The following is a 17,395-nucleotide window of genomic DNA, read 5'->3' on the forward strand; positions in this document are numbered from 1 at the left end:
GGATGACGCCGGCGGACACTTTCGGCCACATGCTGCACCAACCCACCCATCCGGCTCAGATCCGCCACCAGGTGCACACCCGTGACAACCTGACGCAGATCACGCGCCACCGGGCCCTGCAACGCCAACAACGCCATCGCCAGGTCCTCGCACGGACCGCGCAACTCCTCGATCTGATCGTTCAGATCGAACACCCGCTCCGCCAGGCTCAGGTCAGCGCGCACCAGGGCCTCGGTCGCCACCTGCACCGCATCCCCGGCCAGCCGGCACATCGACGCCAGACGGTCCGTCAGCTCGTCGAGCTGCTCGTGAAACTTCATCCGCATAACCATCATCCTCGTGCACCCGACGAAGACAGCACACCGGGACGTGTCATCTTCCCTGGTCAGACGGCTCGCCCAGGCCGCGGTTCTTCCCCGTCCACCCACGCGATCACATCGAACACCCGGAGCACGGAGATCTCCTCGGCGAGGCCGGCCTCCCCCCGGATCGACAGCAGCCGGCGGTGCAACGCCCCGTCGTCCGCCCGCAGCGCCTCCCGGGCCGGATTCAGATGTGCCCGCTCGTGCCCAGCACCCGACCACCGAAACCGAAGATCGGATACAGCCGGGGACGCTTACGGGCAATCAGCTTCGTCGTCTTCATCCCGCCCACGTCCCGCAGGCCGCGGAGGGCGGTTTCCAGCTCCCAGGCAGGCCACCCCGGGGTCAGCGGCTCCGGTTCATCGAAACCAGACCCCGATCCGGGCCCACCGCCGTCAGAGGAGCGTTCGAGGCCTCCGCCTCGGCGTCCAGGATCACCCCGCACCGCCGTCGGGGGGACCTGCGATCGAGGCCACGTCCGCGCCCGGTAGAGCGGCAGTCGACAAAGTGTCTCATTATCGTGTATTTCGTTGCTGCAGAGGAGCTCTCGTTTTCGGCTCCTGAACTAGCAGTAGCAACGCATCACGTCCTCGTCTCCGGCGTTGCTCGGGCATCGCCAGCCACGACCGATGATCCGGATCGGCCAACGCCTCGGCAAGGGCTCGGACTCTGCCGCGATCACTTCCCCTCATCCGTCCCCGATCGGCCACGGGGCTCTCGATAGCGCACGCCAACACCACGGCATCGTCGAGATGACGCCCCCGATCGCGGGGATCCTCGAGGTAGGCCGCGCCCTTGAGCACCAACGCCCCCAGGACGTCAGGCACACTCAACTTGGTTGACACCCCATCGATCTCGATCAGGCAGTCCACCGTCTTACGCAACGCGGACGTGCCCGCAGGAACGGCGAACACCTCACGTCCAGACACACTCGGCCGAAACCGGGGTGCCAGGTGATCGGCGACCATCACATCGACCTGCTCGACACCACCCGAACGTACGAAACGGTGCACCCGCCCCCTCACCGGCATCTGCAACTCGTATCCGATCTGCTCGAGCCGGGCGCGGACCCCGCCGAACGTCGCGGCACCGGTCTCGATATGCAAAATCATGTCGACATCGACCGTCGCCCGGGTCGGCGGCACACCCGCGCGCACCGCATGAAGCTGAACCATCAACCCGCCGATCAACGTCCACTGCTCCGACGGAATCAGCTGGGCGATCTCGGCGGCCTGCGGCCACGGCGGCCCCCACCCACCGACCGGTGCCTGCACCGTCCACACCGGCCGCTGCTCACCGGAAATCATCGAGCAACTCCCCCAGCACCCACGCCCCGGCGCTGCGCTCCCGAGTGTCGAGCGACTCCATCAAATCCACCGCAACCGCCGCCACCGGCAACGTCGTCGTCGTGAAAAACCGGTCCAGGCCAGTGACCACCCTCAACGTCACCTCCCCCTGACCGTCCGCCACCAAACCGAAGGTATCGATCACGCCGGCGAGGTCGTCGCCGACCACATACCCGTCCACAACACCACCACCCCTTCCCGACAAACCGAACCGGCCCGCCACCCCCGGAACCTGGGTCAGCGCACTGACACCGGTGGCCGCCACGTACCCGCCGGTGACAAGAGTGTTCAGATCATCGCCCCATCCCCGCATCCGGTGCACCCGCGCGCGCCGGCGGGCAAGAAACGCCACCTCAGTCGCGCTCGCCCGGCGCAGCCGATGCCTCAAACGACTCGCCTGCGAAGGAGAAATCCAATCCACCCCCACACCAGACAACATCGCCAACGCCGCCCACGCGACATCCCCGTTCCACGGCCGACCCCGATGACGGTCCGCCTGCGCCACACGGTGCACCGACCCCGCATCCAACAGCAACGCCTTCCCCACCTCCCGCGTCACCACCAACTCCCCCGCCCGCGCGAGACGAGTGACCTGCCGACCCGACACGCCCAGCTCGGCGGCCGCCGCCGACACCGACATCTCACCCATACATATATGGTCGCACTTGCGACCATATAGCGCAATATTCACAGTGCAGTGGGTAGAGACCATACTCGGTCAGAGCTCGAGGGCACGGTCACCCCGAGACGGCCCGCCGCGTCGGCGGCGAACCCCGGATTGACACAACTACAGCCGACTACGCTTGAGATCACGTCGTCGTGAGGAGATGCATGGGTGACAGCTGCGGACACCAAGCAGCGGGATCGATAGGTGATGGCCGAAATTGATCCGCTGACAACGCAGCGCGACCCGACTCCCGGAATCGAGTCGGAGTTGGCCGGGGCCGGCTTCGAAGGCGCCCACGAAATCGGGCGCGGCGGCTTCGGCATCGTCTACCGCTGCCGGCAGCCGGTCCTCGACCGGACGGTCGCGATCAAGGTGCTCACCGCCGATCTCGATCCGGACAACCTCGAACGGTTCCTGCGCGAGCAGCGCGCCATGGGCGCGTTGTCCGGCCACCCGAACATAGTCAACATTCTGCAGGTCGGCACCACGCCGTCCGGGCGGCCGTACATCGTGATGCCGTATCACTCCCGCGATTCGCTGGAGGCCCGGATCCGCCGGTCCGGCCCGCTCGGATGGAGCGAGGCGCTCGGGATCGGCATCAAGGTGGCCGGCGCACTGGAGGCCGCACACCGGATCGGCACCCTGCACCGCGACGTCAAACCGGCGAACATCCTGATCACCGACTACGGCGAGCCACAGCTGACCGACTTCGGTATCGCGCGCATCGCCGGTGGCTTCGAGACCACCGCGGGCACGGTAACCGGGTCGCCGGCGTTCACCGCCCCGGAGGTGCTCGAGGGGCGCTCGGCCACCGCCGCATCGGACGTCTACGGACTGGGCGCGACGCTGTTCTGCGCGATCACCGGGCACGCGGCATTCGAACGCCGCAGCGGCGAGCAGGTGGTGGCCCAATTTCTGCGAATCACCACGCAACCGGTTCCGGACCTGCGGGGCGAGGGCATCCCCGAAGACGTGTCCGCCGGCATCGAAGCCGCCATGGCCCGGAGTCCGGCCGATCGCCCCGCCGCCCCCGCCGAGTTCGGGGAGAACCTGCGCATGCTCCAGCAACGGCACGGCCTGATCGCCGACGACCTACCGCTGCCCCCCGACCCGACGGTCGCCCCCGACGACGAGCCCCCGGGCCGGTCCGCCTCGGGACGATCTACCTCGGGCCGGTACAGCGCCCAGCGGCGGTCCGGGGCCCGCGCCCCCACCCCACCGGCCCCGGAGACCCGGTTCCGCCCGCCGACACCGCCCCGGACGCTGGTGCACCGCGGCCGGTTGCTCGATCTGCTCCGGGCCGGGCAGCGGCGACGCCTGAGCGTCATCCACGCGCCGACCGGCTTCGGCAAGACCACGCTCGCCACCCAGTGGAGCGAGGTGCTGGCCGGGGAGGGGCTGGCCGTCGCCTGGCTGACCGTCGACCGCGACGACAACAATGTGGTCTGGTTCCTCGGACACCTGCTGGAGGCGATCCGGCGGGTGCGCCCCGCCCTGGCCGAGGACCTCGAGCAGGCGCTCGAACAGCACGGCGACGAGGCCGACCGATACGTGCTGACCGCGCTGATCAACGAGATCCACGCGGCCGGCGAACGCGTCGTGCTCGTCATCGACGATTGGCACCGCATCGGCGCCGCCGCGACCCTCGCGGCGATGGAATTCCTCCTCGACAACGCCTGCCACCACCTGCAGGTCGTCGTCACCACCCAGAGTCGCTCCGGCCTCCCCGTGAGCCGGATGCGGGTGCGCGACGATCTGGTCGAGATCGACTCGACCGACCTGCGTTTCGACGCCGCCGAAGCTCACGCCCTGCTCGTCGACCTGGGTGGCTTGATTCTCGAGCAGGACGACGTCGACGAGCTGACCGCGACAACCGAGGGGTGGGCGGCGGGCCTGCAGCTGGCGTCGTTGTCGCTCCGCGACAGCGACGACCCCGAACAGCTCATCGAGTCACTGTCCGGACGGCACCGCGCCATCGGCGAATACCTCACCGAGAACGTGCTGGACACCCTGGATCCGGACATGCTCGACTTCCTGCTCGCGACCTCGGTTGCCGAACGCCTCCATGGTGACCTGGCCGCCGCGCTCGCCCACGTCGACCACGGACAGATCATGCTCGAGCGGGCCGAGGAACAGGATCTGTTCCTGCGCGCGATCGACGACAACCGGGAGTGGTTCCGCTACCACCCACTGTTCGCCCAGTGCCTGCAGCAACGGCTCGAACGCGAGCACCCCGAGCGGATCACCGAACTCCACCGCATCGCCTCGGAGTGGTTCGCCGATCGCAAGCTGATCAGTGAGGCGGTCGACCATGCCCTGGCCGCCGGTGACCAGGAACGGGCCGTGGAGTTGGTCGAACGCGGGGGGACCTATCTGCTCGAGCACGCCCAGATGTCCACCCTGCTCGGACTCGTCGCGAAACTCCCGCCACGAATTGTGGTGTCTCGCCCTCTATTGCAGCTCGCAGTGGCGTGGGCGAACATCCTGCTGCATCGTGCTGAGCCCACACAGAAAGCACTCGAACTGGTTGAGTCCACACTCGGCGACGGCTCGGCCACCGCCGCCGAGATCGCCGAGCTACGGGCCGAGGCCGACGTGGTGAAGGCCGCGGTGGCATGTCGCGCCGACCGGGTGGAGGGCATCGACGAACTGGTCGGGGCCGCACTGGCGCGGCCGGACTCGTTCCGGCCCTTTGTCGTTTCCTCGGCCGCGGGCACAGCCACCTTCGCCGCGATCTACCGGTTCGATTTTGCCGAGGCGCTCCGACGGCAGCAGTGGGCCGCCCCCTACAACGCTCGGAACATCGGTCCGAACGGGGCGATGACCGGCCACTGTCTTGTGGGAATCGTCGCCAACGAACGCCTCGACATCCACCAGGCCCAGGACAGCTTCCGAACGGCCCTGCGGATTGCCCGGCGATCGGGTGGGAGCCATTCCTTCTCCGCTCGGCTCGCCGGGTCGCTGCTCGGCGAACTGCTCTCTGAGCAGGGCAGGCTCGACGAGGCGGAACGACTGCTCGACGAGGGCTGCAAGCTCGGCGCCGGCAGTGGCATGGTCGATTTCAAACTCGCCCGCTACGCTGCCGGAGCCCGGATCAAGGCGCTGCGCGGCGACCGAACCACGGCTGCGCAGCGACTCGACGAGGGTGCCCGGGCAGCCGCGTCGTTGCACCTTCCGCGGCTGCGGGCCCGAATCGAAAACGAACGGATCAGGCTGGGTCTTCCCCCGACTGCCGGGCTCGAACCACCGCCGCTGGCCGAGTACACGACGCGCCGGCGCCCGGTCGACGGCATCGACGCGATCACCGCGCAGCTCGAGGCGGAGACCGCCATCAGGCTGCTGGCCGCGGCAGACTCCCCCGAACCCACCCGAATCGCCTGCACCTGGGCGCAGGAATGGGTGAACATGCTCGACGGCTCGGGACGGCGGCGGGCCCTGCTGCAGGCCAAACGCCTGCTCATCGTCGCCCTGGCCGCGGCAGAGCGCACAACCGAGGCAAAGGGGCTACTCGCCGCGGTCACCACGCAGTGCGCCGAGCTCGGAATGACCCGGTACCTGCTCGACAGTCCGATCCGCGTCCGCGAACTCGTCGCCGACCTGCGCGACGACTCGCTCGCCGGGCGGTGCCCACCCGAATGGGCGCCCGTCCCAACGTCCTTCCTCACCGACATGCTGACCACGGACACCACCGTCGACGTGGCGTGAGACGCACTGCCCGCGCCGCCTACGCCAAGCCCCACTCCCAACCGTGCCGTGATAGCCAATTCATTCTGATCACGCCCTTTGAGTGCGAGTCGGTTCCGATCGGTTCAGAGTCTGGTCGTGCGACTCTGCTCGAGACATCGCAAAAAGCCGGGATGGGTGGGCCGACGACCACCCTTCCCGGCTTTTGTGCTCGATTACTCCGTCAGGTGCTGTTCCAAGTCTCGACCCCGACCGCGTCGATAGATCACAGCTCCGTAGATTGCACCGAACACCGGAAGTAGAGGCATCAACGCGACGACGAGCGAGTCGCTTCCAGTCACTTCCTGGTAATGGGTGATGATGATCGCGCAGATACTCGTCAGCCCGATCCCGGCCAAGGTCGGGGCGAGGCGGGCGGACCAGGTTCCCTCGTTCACCAAGCCCTTGAACGACGCCGTGACGACGCTGATACAGCATCCGATCATCAACGCGGTCAACGAGAGCGACGTGATACCGGAAACCGCGGGGAAGAGATTGATGATCGGATCGGACTGGGCGATGACGAACGGTGCCAGAACGGCGATGGAGATCGCGATTTGGAAGAAGCCGCTGATGTAGGGGGTGCCGTATCGCCGATGAATGGTGGCGAAGCGGGACGGGAGTAGCCGCGACCGTCCCAGCGCGAACATGTATCGGGCCGCCATGTTGTGGAATGCGACTCCAGAGGCGAGGAAGCTGAATGCGACGATGATGCTCAGAGCCCCGCCTGCCCAGCTACCGAGGTAGATGTCGGCGGTTCGGAAGATGAGGCTGCCCGGATCTTCGGCGGCAACGGCCTGGACATCGTCGAATGCCGCGACGATCGACCATGTCGATCCCATGAAAACCAGGACCAGGAGAACCAGCGCGCTGTAGGTCGCCACCTGGATACTTCGTCGCGCCGCTTTGGCTTCTTCACCGTAGATCGCGGTCGCCTCGAAGCCGGAGAACGACAGGATGCAGAACACCAGCGACAGGGCGATGTTGCCGTGGAACATCTGGTTCGGGCTGAAGACGTCTATGCTGAAGCCGCCTGAGCGCTGGATCAGGATGGCGATGCCCAACCAGATGATGATGGCGAACTGCGCGATCGAGATGACCGTGGTCACGGTCTTCGCGATGCCGACGCCGATGTAACCGAGGATGGCGGTAACGACCAGGGCGACCGCGCCGTAGAGATACCAGGGTAGGTGAATACCGGCATAGGTACTGACAGCAATGTCAGTGAAATACCCTGTTGCCGCGATCATCCCGCCGGCTGCGAGATTGTAGGCAATGGTTGCGACGAAGGCGGCTCCGGCGCCGGTGGCCTTCCCGAGTCCGAATCCGATGAAGGCGTAGTAGGCGCCCGCGTTGAAGACTCGTCGGCTCAGCACGACGTATCCGGCGGTGAAGATCGCCAGGAGGGCTCCGACGAGCAGGAGGAGCCCGACCATTCCGCTGCCGACACCGAAGGCCAGGCCGAGCGAGAGGTTCGAGGCCATTGCGGTCAGCGGTGCGGCGGCGGCCACAACCATGAAGACCATCCCGGGGATACCGATGGTGTTCCGTTTGAGATGAGCGGATACAGACTCTCCCGCTGCGAGTTCTTGTTGGGCGGTCATGGTTGTCTCCTACGATAGGAAGGGGGCGCGTCCGCGCCGAGAGGGACGCGCAGACCGGGAGGGCCCGAGTGTGGGGAATGCGCGAGGAGGATTGCGCCTAGCGGCCGAAGTCGGGGATCAGTCGAGACCCAATCTTGTTGTTCGACTCAGTGTTCGGTGCGGCCCGGGAAGATGAACTCACCGTGGTCGTTGTATGTCCACGGCAACTCCTCCCGACTTGGGGAGGGTTCGAGCAGCTCGATCACGTAGTGGGTGACCGTCTCGTCCTGAAGATTTCGAATCCGGTGGGGATTGAGGGGTTTGGAAGTACCGACGGTCTTGTACAGCACGAAGCCGGGCTCCGCGTTCTGCACGATCCCCCACTCGTCGTCCCCGAGTTCCTGCCCCTGAACCTTGCCGGCCTCCGGCCAGATCACGACGTGATCGTGGTGGTGCTGGTGAAAGTCGAAYATCCCGCCGGGTGGAAGGGTCATGGTCCACACTCGAACCCGGTCGTTCTCGAAGATGAGGGTGTCGCCGGGAGTCGGCGGGATCGGATTGGGCTTCTCGGACATGCGTTCTCCTGTGAATCTTGTTGGTGTTGTGCCGATGCCCTCTGTAGATGCGGCGCGCAACGATCATGGGCCAACAGTCAGGTCGAGTATCGCCTGAATTCGGACGATTGGATTCAAAACGACGTTTTTGGATCTCGTGTGCCGAAAGCATGCCACCGACATCGCGACTAGTCAATGGTGGGTTTACTCAGGTAAACGCACGTCAAATCAATGTTTCGGCTAAGTATCGCTGCCGTTTGCGCGGCCGACCAGCCGAGCGCACCGACATTTGCCCCGCAAGTGCCCGTTGCTTTGGTCAACGCGCTCCCTGTAGCTTTAGGATGCATCCCACACTGTTAGAACTGGATCCTATTTGTGGTGTTCGTTCTCAGCCGTGGCCAACATGCACCCTATGAGGGAGGCTCAATGAGTTTCGTATCTCCGTCCGACTTCCGCACTCGTCCCGATCTGCGGGGCACCTTCGGTATGTGTGCCTCCACGCACTGGCTGGCAACCCAGACCGCGCAGTCGGTCCTCGAACGTGGGGGTAACGCCTTCGATGCCTCGACGGCGGCCGCCTTCGTGCTATACGTCGTCGAGCCGCACCTGAACGGGCCGGGTGGAGACCTGGTGGCCATCGTGGCCCCGGCCTCGGGGGAACCATCCGTTCTGGTCGGGCAGGGCCCCGCGCCGGCCGGCGCCACGATCGACCATTTCCGCGCCGAGGGACTGGACATGGTTCCGGCTGCAGGGGCGCTGGCTGCCGCGGTACCTGGCGCTGTGGACGCATGGCTGCTGCTCCTGCGCGACTACGGCACGTGGGAGCTCGCGGATGTGCTCGCGTATGCGATCGACTATGCCGGCAACGGACATCCCCTTTCCGAGCGCGTCGGTGCTGTGATCGGGACGGTGGCAGAGATGTTCGCCGAGTATTGGCCCACCTCGGCGGCGTTGTGGATGCCCCAGGGCGTGCCACCGGTCGCCGACGTGATGTTCCGCAATCCGGCGTTCGCGAACACACTCGACCGACTCGTTTCGGATAGTCGGCACGCACCGACTCGGGATACGCGTATCGAGGCTGCTCGCACAATCTGGAAGAGCGGATTCGTCGCCGAGGGAATCGAATCGTTCGCCCGCCATCCGCACCGGCATTCGTCCGAATCGGATCATGCCGGGGTCGTTACGGCTGGGGATATGGCGTCGTTCAGTGCCCACTACGAAGCTCCGGTCGCCTTCGAGTTCCGAGGACACACCGTCCTGAAGGGCTCGTCGTGGGGTCAGGGTCCGGTGCTGCTGCAGGCACTCGCCATTCTCGACGGCTTTCCCGACGAGCAGATCGATCCTTCCACCGCGGTCGGTGCACACCACGTACTGGAGTCGCTCAAACTCGCGATGGCCGACCGTGACGCGTACTACGGGGAGAATCTGTCGTCCGAACAGCTGGAACTTCTACTCTCTCCCGAGTACGCATCGGTGCGCCGGAAGGAGATTGGCGAGAGAGCATCCCAGGAGTTCCGTCCCGGGGCGTGCGGCCTCGACCCGTTCTTTCCGCCACTCGTCGAAGATACCGACGCTCCGCGCGGGGGGTCCTCCGGGGAGCCCACCGTGTCGGTGACCGGTGAAACCCGCGGTGACACGTGCCACCTCGATATCATCGATCGTTGGGGGAATGCGGTGTCCGCCACACCCTCCGGTGGGTGGCTCCAGTCCTCACCGACGATCCCTGAACTCGGATTTGCGTTGGGTACCCGGCTCCAGATGACCTGGCTCGACCCAGCGAGTCCGTCCGCGCTGCGGCCGGGTCACCGGCCGCGGACCACCTTGACCCCGACGATGCTTCTCCGTGGGACGGAGGTCGTCGCCGCCCTCGGCACCCCGGGCGGCGATCAGCAGGATCAGTGGCAGCTGTCCTACTTGCTGCGCACACTGGTCGGCGGGTACACGCCGCAACAGGCAATCGACGCCCCCACATTCCACACGACCTCGATGCCGAGCTCGTTCTGGCCACGCCGATGGACCCCCGGTGGCGCGGTCGTCGAGGACCGCCTCGGCGTGGACGTCATCACCGGGCTCCGAGAGCGCGGGCACCGGATCACCGTAGCCGGAGGTTGGAGCCTCGGCAGGCTCAGCACGGTCACCAGGAACCCTGCCACGGGTGTGCTGGGGGCCGCAGCCAACGCCCGGGGTGCCCAGGGTTATGCCGCGGGTCGCTAACACGGCGGCGCGGAACGTACGTCAGGGCGCGAACGACTGATGCGACCGTTTGATGATCAGCTCCCGAGCCCGGCGTGAGTGCTCGATCATCAGGTCCCGGGCGAGGTTGCCGTCGCGTCGGTCGATCGCATCAGCGATCGCCGCATGCGCGGCCGCGTTCTCTTCCAGAAGCCGTGGATCAGCGTCCAGTGCTGTCCACGTCAGATTGCGGGGAATACGGTGATGGAGCGAATCGACGGTCGCGCGCAATTGATCGTTACCGGAGGCTGCGAGGACGGTGTCGTGGAAGGCATTGTTGGCGTGAACCCAGCCGGCCCGCAGTTCCTCCGGGTCGGCTTCGCCCGTCAGCGCCTGCTCCACCACCCCTCGGAAAGATTCGACCGCATCGAACAGCTCCCGTAGTTGCGTGTAGGTGATCTGYCGGGCGGCCTCGTGGGCGGCGTGCCCCTCGAGTACCGCCCGCACCTCGAACACTTCGAGGAGCTCACGCATCGACGGCAGCTTCGGTCGTGCACCGCGGTTCGGGACGATCTCCACCACCCCGAGTGCCTGTAGTTGTGCAAGGGCCTCACGGATGGGCATCCGGCTGACCCCCAGTTCCTGGGCGAGTGGCTCCTGCCTGATCCACGTTCCGAAACTGTAGGTGCCGCGACTGATGCGGTCCTGGATGGTCTCGACGAGCTGCTGAACCAGAGGAGAAGTCGCTGCGCCTTCGTCGGGGACGCCGACGACCGGTTCTGCCATGCCTGATCCCTCCGCCCTTGAATCCGTTTTTGGATCCCTTGTCACTCTAATGGGATCGCGGGTGACCGAATGCCCGGTCCATCCTGAGTGAGTCACGAAAGGTTACGAATCATGTCGAGGATGCCTGTGTGGGCCATGGTGGCCACCCCATTCGATGCGAATGCAGAGCGGATCTGCGAGCCGTCGCTGCGCGCGCTTACCCGGGAGATGCTGTCTCGAGGCTGCTCGGGCCTCATCGCGCTAGGGGTCATCGCCGAACCCGACTCGCTCTCGTTGGCGGAGAAGTCACGGGCATTGGCGGTCATCCTGGACAGCGCAGGGCCCGCACCCGTCGTCGCTGCGTCCACGAATCGGAACCCGGACGAGGCCGCGAATGAGCTCCGTGTGTTCGCCGCTCAATTCAGTGGCCGCCTGCATGCGGTGATGGTTCCGGTCCTGTCGCCCGACCCAGTAGAGCTGCGCCGCGCTCTGGTCGCCACGCATTCGATCACACAGCTGCCGGTGCTGCTGCAGGATCTTCCCGCTGCCACCGGGGTCACGATCGCGATCGATCACCTCCAGGAGGCGGTGACCGGGCTGGATTTCCTGTATGGAATCAAGTGCGAGTGCCCACCAACTTTCTTGCGGATCCGCCAGTTGCGAGAGGTCACGGAGGCGCATCTGATGACGGGTTTCGGGGGCCTCGGTCTGGTCGACGATGTGCTGGCTGGTGCCGACACCGTCGCGGCAGGAATCACGGTGCCGGAAGTCCTTGTCGACGCGGTCGACCTGTTGGCCGCGGGCGAGGTCGGTGGCGCGAGGGAGGTGATCGGGCGTTCCGCGGGCTTGATCAACTTCGAAACTCAGGCGCGCACCAGCATTGCTATCCGGAAGGAACATTGGCGCCGCCAGGGCGTCATCGCCCACTCGACGGTCCGGCCGCCGTCGTTGCCCTATCTTGTCGAGTTCGACGAGCACAGTCGAGGGCATGGGTTCGTTCTCCCATGCGCGGGTATCCAGCAGCCGTAGGGGCGGTGTTTCCCGCTATCGTGGTCCGCCATTGGTACACCTCGGACACGGTCAGCCAGGCCAAGTGGTGGTGATCGGCGAAGTCGACTGCCTCGGCGCGATCGGCCATGCGCCGGTCGTCGACAGTGCTGACGAGTGTGGCCATGACCGCGGCAGGCGTCTGGTCGGCTGCACGGGTGAGTTCCAGTGCCGCCTCGGCGCGGTGTGGTCGTTCCAGTAGGCCGCCGGTCGCGGTGCGAATCGGCACGGTGTGACCCGGACGGGTGAACCACTCTCGCTGGGAGGTCGGGTCCGCGAGTGCCCGCGATGTCACGGCCCGGTCGTGGGCGGAGATGCCGGTGCCGACGCCGTCGATGGCATCCACCGATACCGCGTAGTCGACACCGGTGGTGGCGTAGTGCATCGGGGGAAGACCCAAGCGATCACATGCGGCCGGCGGCAGAGCGATGGTCACGAATCCCGAGGTGTGCCGGACGAGAAAATCCATTGTGGTGGTCGACACCGACGCGGCACTGCACACGAGTTCGGCTTCCACAGCGTCGGCTCGGTCGGTGCAGACGAGAACGATTGGGGCGCCCGCGGCGAGCGCTCGCACCGCAGCTTCGATGCGGTGGGTTACCGCTGTCGGAACGGGTCCGTTCCCGCACGAGCGAAGACTCGGAAGCATATTTTTCAGCCAGAACACTGGAATGCGAATACTCATTCCACTATGGTAGCTGTCACACCTCCAAACGGCACCGCATTTTCCGCAACGACCGTACGAAGAGGACACCAACCACAGGAGTTCACGATGCCCACCACCGCACCCTCCGTCGCCGGCGCACTGCCCACCAGCCGTGACGAGGTCGTCCGGCGAGCGAAGGAATTGCGTCCGATCCTCGCAGAGGCCGGACCGTCGATCGACGCCGCAGGATCCGATCCCACCGACAACATGCGCCTGCTCGGCGAGGCCGGTCTGCACGCCCTCAACGTCCCGGCCGCACTCGGCGGACTGTGGGACGGACCGTCATTCGGGGGCTGGCGACACACCATCGAGACCCTCGCGGAAATCTCTGCCGGCGACGGCTCGACAGGTCAGTGTTGGCTCAGCGGCGCGTTGGTCGCTCGCGAAATCTTCGACGCACCGGAGCTGCCGTCGGAGACGCGCGAGCAGCTGGCCGACGAGGTACTCCATCGCGGGCGTCGATTCGTGGCCTCGAACGCAGAAACAGGCGGAAACGGACGCGTAGTCGGGCGCAAGGTTCCCGGCGGCATCGTCGTCGACGGCACGAAGACCTTCAACACCAACAGCGGCGGCGGCGGCCAGGACATCACCAGCGTCAGTTTCGCACTCCTCGGCGACGACGAGCAGCTCGAATCGAGCACCCGCCACCACGCGCTGATCCGGCTCGACAATCCCGCACTGACACTGCACCACGACTGGGACAACATGGGCCAGCGCGGAACGTACAGTCAGACCATTGACTACCGCGAGGTCTTCGTACCCGATGGGTGGCACTTTCCGGCCCACGCAGCAGATCCCTACTTCTTCTGCGCTGCAATGCTTTTGCACGCCGGACTACTGCAAGGCATCGGGGAGGGCGCATATGACGCAGCGATCGCCTACCTGCAGAAGCTCAACCGCCCGAGTATGCCGAAGTTCGGAACGGCTACCAATGATCCGCTGATGCACYGGCAACTCGGCGAGATGTCGAGCGAGCTCGCTGCCTCGCGTGCACTGATGCTCACCGTCGCCGAGCAGCTCGAGTCCCCCGCCCGGGATGCCGAGCCCGCCGAGATGGCGATTCGCGGATTCCGCGCCAAGGTCGCCAGCACCCGGGCAGGTCTCGAGGTTTCCTCCCGCATTCACGACCTGACCGGCGCACGCAGTACGTCGAACACGTACCGCCTCGATCGATTCTGGCGCAACGCACGCACCTTCGGCAGTCATGACTCGATCGATGCGAAGAACGCGTTTATCGGCGCGTTCGATCTCGCCGGCGCATTGCCGGCGATTCCCGAATACATCCGCATCTAACCGGTCTGCCCGGACACCTCTCGGCTCGAGCATGGGCCTGAAGCCTGCTCGACGGGGACCAACACAGGAGGACAGTATGAGTGCAGAATCAGCACCATCGACTGCGCAGCACATCACGGATCTGGTAACCCATGTGGATTACCGTCAGTTCGCTCCGCCTGCGCTGGTCGAACCTCGCGCGTGTGAAGTCCTGCCGGGGGCCGTGAGTTACCTCGACCTGCCCTTCGCCTCGGAGGCCGGCTGGCGACCGCTGCGCCTCGACCTGCACGTGCCCAAGAGAACCGAGGCGGCCCCCGTCGTGGTCTACGCGCATGCGGGCAGCTTCCTCGCCGGTATCAAGGAAATGGGCCCCTGGCACTCACTTCCCGGGCAGGGCATCGCGGTGGCGTCCGTCGAGTACCGGCTGTCAGGGGAGGTGCAGTTTCCCGAGCCGATCGAAGATGTCCGCGCCGCGATTCGCTGGGTTCGCGCGCACAGTGACCGATTCAACCTCGATGCCAGCAGAGTCGCCGGATGGGGTAGTTCTGCAGGTGCCTATCTGATGTTGATGGCCGCGCTCGACGGACCGAGCCCGGGGGGTCGCCCCCTCGGCGAGCACCTCGACGAGTCGGCGCAACTCTCGGCGGTGGTCGATCACTACGGAGTCACCGACCTCGCTGAACTGCGCGCCGATGCCCATATGGACCCAGCCGTCAGCATCGACGATTTCGACGAGGTGATCCGCCGATTCCTCGGCGATGCCCACCGATGCAATGTCGCAACATCCTCGGTACCGAGCCTCGTCCGGCAAGGGGCGCGGCTTCCTCCGCTGTTGATCATGCACGGTGACGATGATCGGCGAGTCGGGATCGGACAGAGCCGGCGGCTCCACGAGGCCGTCGCGGTCTCGGGTGGACACTCGGAGATGGTGGTGGTGCCCGGGGCCGACCACGGTGACGCTGTGTTCGCACAGGATCCGCTGGTCTCGGAAGTCGTTCGATTCCTCGAGCGAGTGTGGGCTGGCCCCGAGACGGGAGAATGAACGGATGACCTCGAGACCTACGTCCGAACGCACCGCCCCCAAGCAGAAGCGCAGCGTGCGCTCGGAACAGCAAATCCTTGCGGCGGCGGTTGCCCTGCTTACCAGTGAGGGATTCTCCGAATTCACCATGTCGTCGGTGTCCGACGAATCGGGGGTGTCGATTGGCGGTGTCTATCGGCGCTTCCCGAATCGCGAGGCACTTCTCCGGCAGGTCAAGGAAGAGGTGATGACCGACTTGGAGGCCGTGGTCGAAGAGCGTCTCGCTGCCGAACCCAACAAGCTCACCAAGGTTCTCGACACCTTCACCGAGGTCTTGTCTACCGAATACTTCGCCCGGAGCCGGCTGTTTGCCTTCATCTTCGTCCACAGCGCCGATGACAGCGCCATGCGGCGGCGTGGGTTCGATTTCCACACCCGGATGAAGCAGATGCTGCTGGAAGCGGTGCGGCGATGCGGCGAGGTATCCGGTGATGACCTCGATTCGGCCGTCGATATCGCCTACGAGGTCATCATGCAAAGCCTGCTGATGCGAGTCACAACGGCCGGCAGTGTCGCGGCCGACGAACCCACCTATGCCGGTCGACCCGATTCCGGCACCTATGCCACCGAACTGGCGCGCGTAGCGCGCCTGTATCTCATCGAGCGCTGCGGCTGAACTCTCGCACGCGGCGCTCCCCATCAGGAGAATGCAAGTGACTACCCAACACGTACTCGATCACGCGGGCCTGCGGGCGCTGTACGGATCCTTTCCGACCGGTGTTGCAGCGGTCGGCGCTCACATCCAAGGAACACCAATCGGCATGGCGGCGAGCTCATTCACCTCCGTGTCGTTCGATCCCCCGCTGGTTTCTGTTGCCGTCCAGAACACCTCCCGTACCTGGCAGGTCCTGCGCACGGCGCCTCGAATCGGGATCACCATCCTGGCTCGGCACCAAGCCGCGACCTGCCGACAGCTCTCACTGCGCGAGGGCGATCGGTTCGCGGACGTGCCCTGGTCGCGCACCGCGCAGGGGGCGTTGCACATTGCCGGTGGAATCTCCACTCTCGACTGCTCACTGCACGCCGAGGTCGACGCCGGCGACCACGCCATCGCCTTGTTCGCCGTGCACGATTTCACTCTTGCCCCGATAACAGATCCGCTCGTCTTCCACGCAAGCTCATTCAAACAACTCGCCGCGTCCTGACCGACCAGGTCTCGATCAGCCGCCCCCTCCAGCTCTTCTTCCTTCAGAAAGTCCGCTATGTCTATAAGTACATCCGCGTCGAAACCGACTGCGCCCGTGAGATTGTCACCGGAATCGAYGACCCTGCCCCTCATGATCGTCTTGACGTTCGTCACCGGTGTCGTCGACTCCGTCGGCTACCTCGGGCTGGACCGTGTCTTCGTCGGCAACATGACCGGTAACATCGTCATCCTCGGGATGGGCCTGGCCGGTGCCGACGAACTGCCAGTGCTCGGCCCCGCAATCGCCCTCGTCGCCTTCACCGCAGCCGCATTCGTCGCAGGCTTGGTGCTGCGCACGCAGCCCTCCGGCTGGACGAACCGAGTGAGCATGTGCCTGGCGGCGGGGTCTGCGGCGCTGACCGGATGCACGGTTGCGATCTTCATGATCGACACTTCCGTCAACACCGCTGGGCAACTCGTCATCGCGGCCGCAACCGCCGCCACGATGGGGACACAAGCCGCAGTCGCCCGTAAGGTCGGAGTAAAGGACATGACGACCGTCGTGGTGACTTCCACACTGACCTCACTCGCCAGCGAGTCCTGGATGTCAGGGAGTGGGTCGGCACTGTGGAATCGCCGGATCGGTGCCATCCTCGCAATCCTGGTTGGCGCGGTAGTCGGTGCGATCATATTGCGGCACAGTCACCTCGGCATGGCAATGGCCCTCGCCGCGGCCCTCACAGTCGCGGTCACAGTGACCGGACACATCCGCATCGACCGCCGCTGACGCGGCGCCCTGCGGCCGACGGCGTTTCCAACGTCTGCTCGACATGGATGCACGATTGGCTCACCGTCAATCGCCCGAGTCTGACAGTCGGATCCAACGCTATTGCAACCCGCGATTTTGGTGCACAATTGCCGGTCACAGCACGGAACCATCTCGAGCATCGAGACACCTGCGATCGTGCGCTCCACCCGTCGATCGCCAAGT

General features: G+C 65.6%; 16 protein-coding genes and 1 pseudogene. 8 read left to right on the forward strand and 9 right to left on the reverse strand.

Annotated features, from left to right (window positions below; genetic code table 11):
- The 5 genes and pseudogenes from AC1DWT_RS35905 to AC1DWT_RS35925 form a co-directional block, all read right to left on the reverse strand.
- Positions 1 to 326 (reverse strand): phosphate signaling complex PhoU family protein (locus AC1DWT_RS35905; protein ID WP_477924309.1); only part of this gene is annotated, 326 nt, incomplete at its 3' end.
- A gap of 59 nt (positions 327 to 385) precedes the next feature.
- Positions 386 to 511 carry a DUF6308 family protein gene (locus AC1DWT_RS35910; protein WP_477924311.1) on the reverse strand — a complete coding sequence of 42 codons (126 nt, stop codon included), beginning with the start codon at positions 509 to 511 and terminating at the stop codon, positions 386 to 388.
- Positions 512 to 651: 140 nt separating this feature from the next.
- Positions 652 to 807, reverse strand: a pseudogene (locus AC1DWT_RS35915) (DUF6308 family protein); the annotation flags it as partial.
- Positions 808 to 877: 70 nt separating this feature from the next.
- The gene (locus AC1DWT_RS35920) at positions 878 to 1,669 is read right to left on the reverse strand and encodes a hypothetical protein (protein ID WP_477924313.1); all 792 of its coding nucleotides are present in this window, start codon (positions 1,667 to 1,669) and stop codon (positions 878 to 880) included.
- The gene (locus tag AC1DWT_RS35925) at positions 1,656 to 2,348 is read right to left on the reverse strand and encodes a hypothetical protein (protein WP_477924315.1); all 693 of its coding nucleotides are present in this window, start codon (positions 2,346 to 2,348) and stop codon (positions 1,656 to 1,658) included. The genes AC1DWT_RS35920 and AC1DWT_RS35925 overlap by 14 nt, the downstream gene beginning before the upstream one ends.
- A 234-nt stretch (positions 2,349 to 2,582) precedes the next feature.
- Here AC1DWT_RS35925 and AC1DWT_RS35930 point away from each other — a divergent pair, with 234 nt between their 5' ends.
- Entirely contained in the window at positions 2,583 to 6,080 is a 3,498-nt protein-coding gene (locus AC1DWT_RS35930; RefSeq protein WP_095869968.1) for a serine/threonine-protein kinase, read from the forward strand.
- 194 nt (positions 6,081 to 6,274) lie between these two features.
- On the opposite strand, the gene AC1DWT_RS35935 is transcribed toward AC1DWT_RS35930, so the two are convergent.
- Entirely contained in the window at positions 6,275 to 7,702 is a 1,428-nt protein-coding gene (locus AC1DWT_RS35935) for an APC family permease (RefSeq protein ID WP_095869967.1), read from the reverse strand.
- A gap of 146 nt (positions 7,703 to 7,848) precedes the next feature.
- The gene (locus AC1DWT_RS35940; RefSeq protein WP_477924317.1) at positions 7,849 to 8,256 is read right to left on the reverse strand and encodes a hypothetical protein; all 408 of its coding nucleotides are present in this window, start codon (positions 8,254 to 8,256) and stop codon (positions 7,849 to 7,851) included.
- Positions 8,257 to 8,661: 405 nt separating this feature from the next.
- Between AC1DWT_RS35940 and AC1DWT_RS35945 the strand changes: the two genes are divergently transcribed.
- Positions 8,662 to 10,449, forward strand: a complete 1,788-nt coding sequence (locus AC1DWT_RS35945; RefSeq protein WP_095869965.1) for a gamma-glutamyltransferase family protein — start codon at positions 8,662 to 8,664, stop codon at positions 10,447 to 10,449.
- Between the two features lie 21 nt (positions 10,450 to 10,470).
- Here AC1DWT_RS35945 and AC1DWT_RS35950 read toward each other — a convergent pair whose 3' ends face one another.
- Complete coding sequence (locus tag AC1DWT_RS35950; RefSeq protein WP_095869964.1) at positions 10,471 to 11,193, reverse strand: GntR family transcriptional regulator; 723 nt, start codon at positions 11,191 to 11,193, stop codon at positions 10,471 to 10,473.
- A gap of 111 nt (positions 11,194 to 11,304) precedes the next feature.
- Between AC1DWT_RS35950 and AC1DWT_RS35955 the strand changes: the two genes are divergently transcribed.
- Positions 11,305 to 12,201 carry a dihydrodipicolinate synthase family protein gene (locus AC1DWT_RS35955; RefSeq protein ID WP_095869963.1) on the forward strand — a complete coding sequence of 299 codons (897 nt, stop codon included), beginning with the start codon at positions 11,305 to 11,307 and terminating at the stop codon, positions 12,199 to 12,201.
- Here AC1DWT_RS35955 and AC1DWT_RS35960 read toward each other — a convergent pair.
- Entirely contained in the window at positions 12,089 to 12,904 is an 816-nt protein-coding gene (locus tag AC1DWT_RS35960) for a 3,4-dihydroxy-2-butanone-4-phosphate synthase (protein WP_095869962.1), read from the reverse strand. The genes AC1DWT_RS35955 and AC1DWT_RS35960 overlap by 113 nt on opposite strands.
- Before the next feature lie 87 nt (positions 12,905 to 12,991).
- Here AC1DWT_RS35960 and AC1DWT_RS35965 point away from each other — a divergent pair, with 87 nt between their 5' ends.
- The 5 genes from AC1DWT_RS35965 (at position 12,992) to AC1DWT_RS35985 (ending at position 17,191) form a co-directional block, all read left to right on the forward strand.
- Complete coding sequence (locus AC1DWT_RS35965) at positions 12,992 to 14,218, forward strand: acyl-CoA dehydrogenase family protein (RefSeq protein WP_477924320.1); 1,227 nt, start codon at positions 12,992 to 12,994, stop codon at positions 14,216 to 14,218.
- Between the two features lie 76 nt (positions 14,219 to 14,294).
- Complete coding sequence (locus AC1DWT_RS35970) at positions 14,295 to 15,239, forward strand: alpha/beta hydrolase (protein WP_095869960.1); 945 nt, start codon at positions 14,295 to 14,297, stop codon at positions 15,237 to 15,239.
- Between the two features lie 4 nt (positions 15,240 to 15,243).
- On the forward strand, positions 15,244 to 15,894 hold the full coding sequence (locus tag AC1DWT_RS35975) for a TetR/AcrR family transcriptional regulator (protein ID WP_095869959.1): 651 nt from the start codon (positions 15,244 to 15,246) through the stop codon (positions 15,892 to 15,894).
- A 37-nt stretch (positions 15,895 to 15,931) separates the two neighbouring features.
- Positions 15,932 to 16,423: a flavin reductase family protein gene (locus tag AC1DWT_RS35980; protein WP_257014840.1), complete on the forward strand. Its 492-nt coding sequence runs from the start codon at positions 15,932 to 15,934 to the stop codon at positions 16,421 to 16,423.
- A 132-nt stretch (positions 16,424 to 16,555) separates the two neighbouring features.
- Complete coding sequence (locus AC1DWT_RS35985; RefSeq protein ID WP_218835171.1) at positions 16,556 to 17,191, forward strand: YoaK family protein; 636 nt, start codon at positions 16,556 to 16,558, stop codon at positions 17,189 to 17,191.
- Positions 17,192 to 17,395 lie beyond the last annotated feature (204 nt).

Source organism: Rhodococcus sp. P4_B6 (genome assembly GCF_056402215.1).

Coding starts and splice junctions, on each gene's coding strand:
- AC1DWT_RS35920 (WP_477924313.1), bottom strand. CDS start 1,669: ATGATTTCCGGTGAGCAGCGGCCGGTGTGGACGGTGCAGGCACCGGTC.
- AC1DWT_RS35925 (WP_477924315.1), bottom strand. CDS start 2,348: ATGTCGGTGTCGGCGGCGGCCGCCGAGCTGGGCGTGTCGGGTCGGCAG.
- AC1DWT_RS35930 (WP_095869968.1), top strand. CDS start 2,583: ATGGCCGAAATTGATCCGCTGACAACGCAGCGCGACCCGACTCCCGGA.
- AC1DWT_RS35935 (WP_095869967.1), bottom strand. CDS start 7,702: ATGACCGCCCAACAAGAACTCGCAGCGGGAGAGTCTGTATCCGCTCAT.
- AC1DWT_RS35945 (WP_095869965.1), top strand. CDS start 8,662: ATGAGTTTCGTATCTCCGTCCGACTTCCGCACTCGTCCCGATCTGCGG.
- AC1DWT_RS35955 (WP_095869963.1), top strand. CDS start 11,305: ATGTCGAGGATGCCTGTGTGGGCCATGGTGGCCACCCCATTCGATGCG.
- AC1DWT_RS35960 (WP_095869962.1), bottom strand. CDS start 12,904: ATGAGTATTCGCATTCCAGTGTTCTGGCTGAAAAATATGCTTCCGAGT.
- AC1DWT_RS35970 (WP_095869960.1), top strand. CDS start 14,295: ATGAGTGCAGAATCAGCACCATCGACTGCGCAGCACATCACGGATCTG.
- AC1DWT_RS35975 (WP_095869959.1), top strand. CDS start 15,244: ATGACCTCGAGACCTACGTCCGAACGCACCGCCCCCAAGCAGAAGCGC.
- AC1DWT_RS35985 (WP_218835171.1), top strand. CDS start 16,556: ATGATCGTCTTGACGTTCGTCACCGGTGTCGTCGACTCCGTCGGCTAC.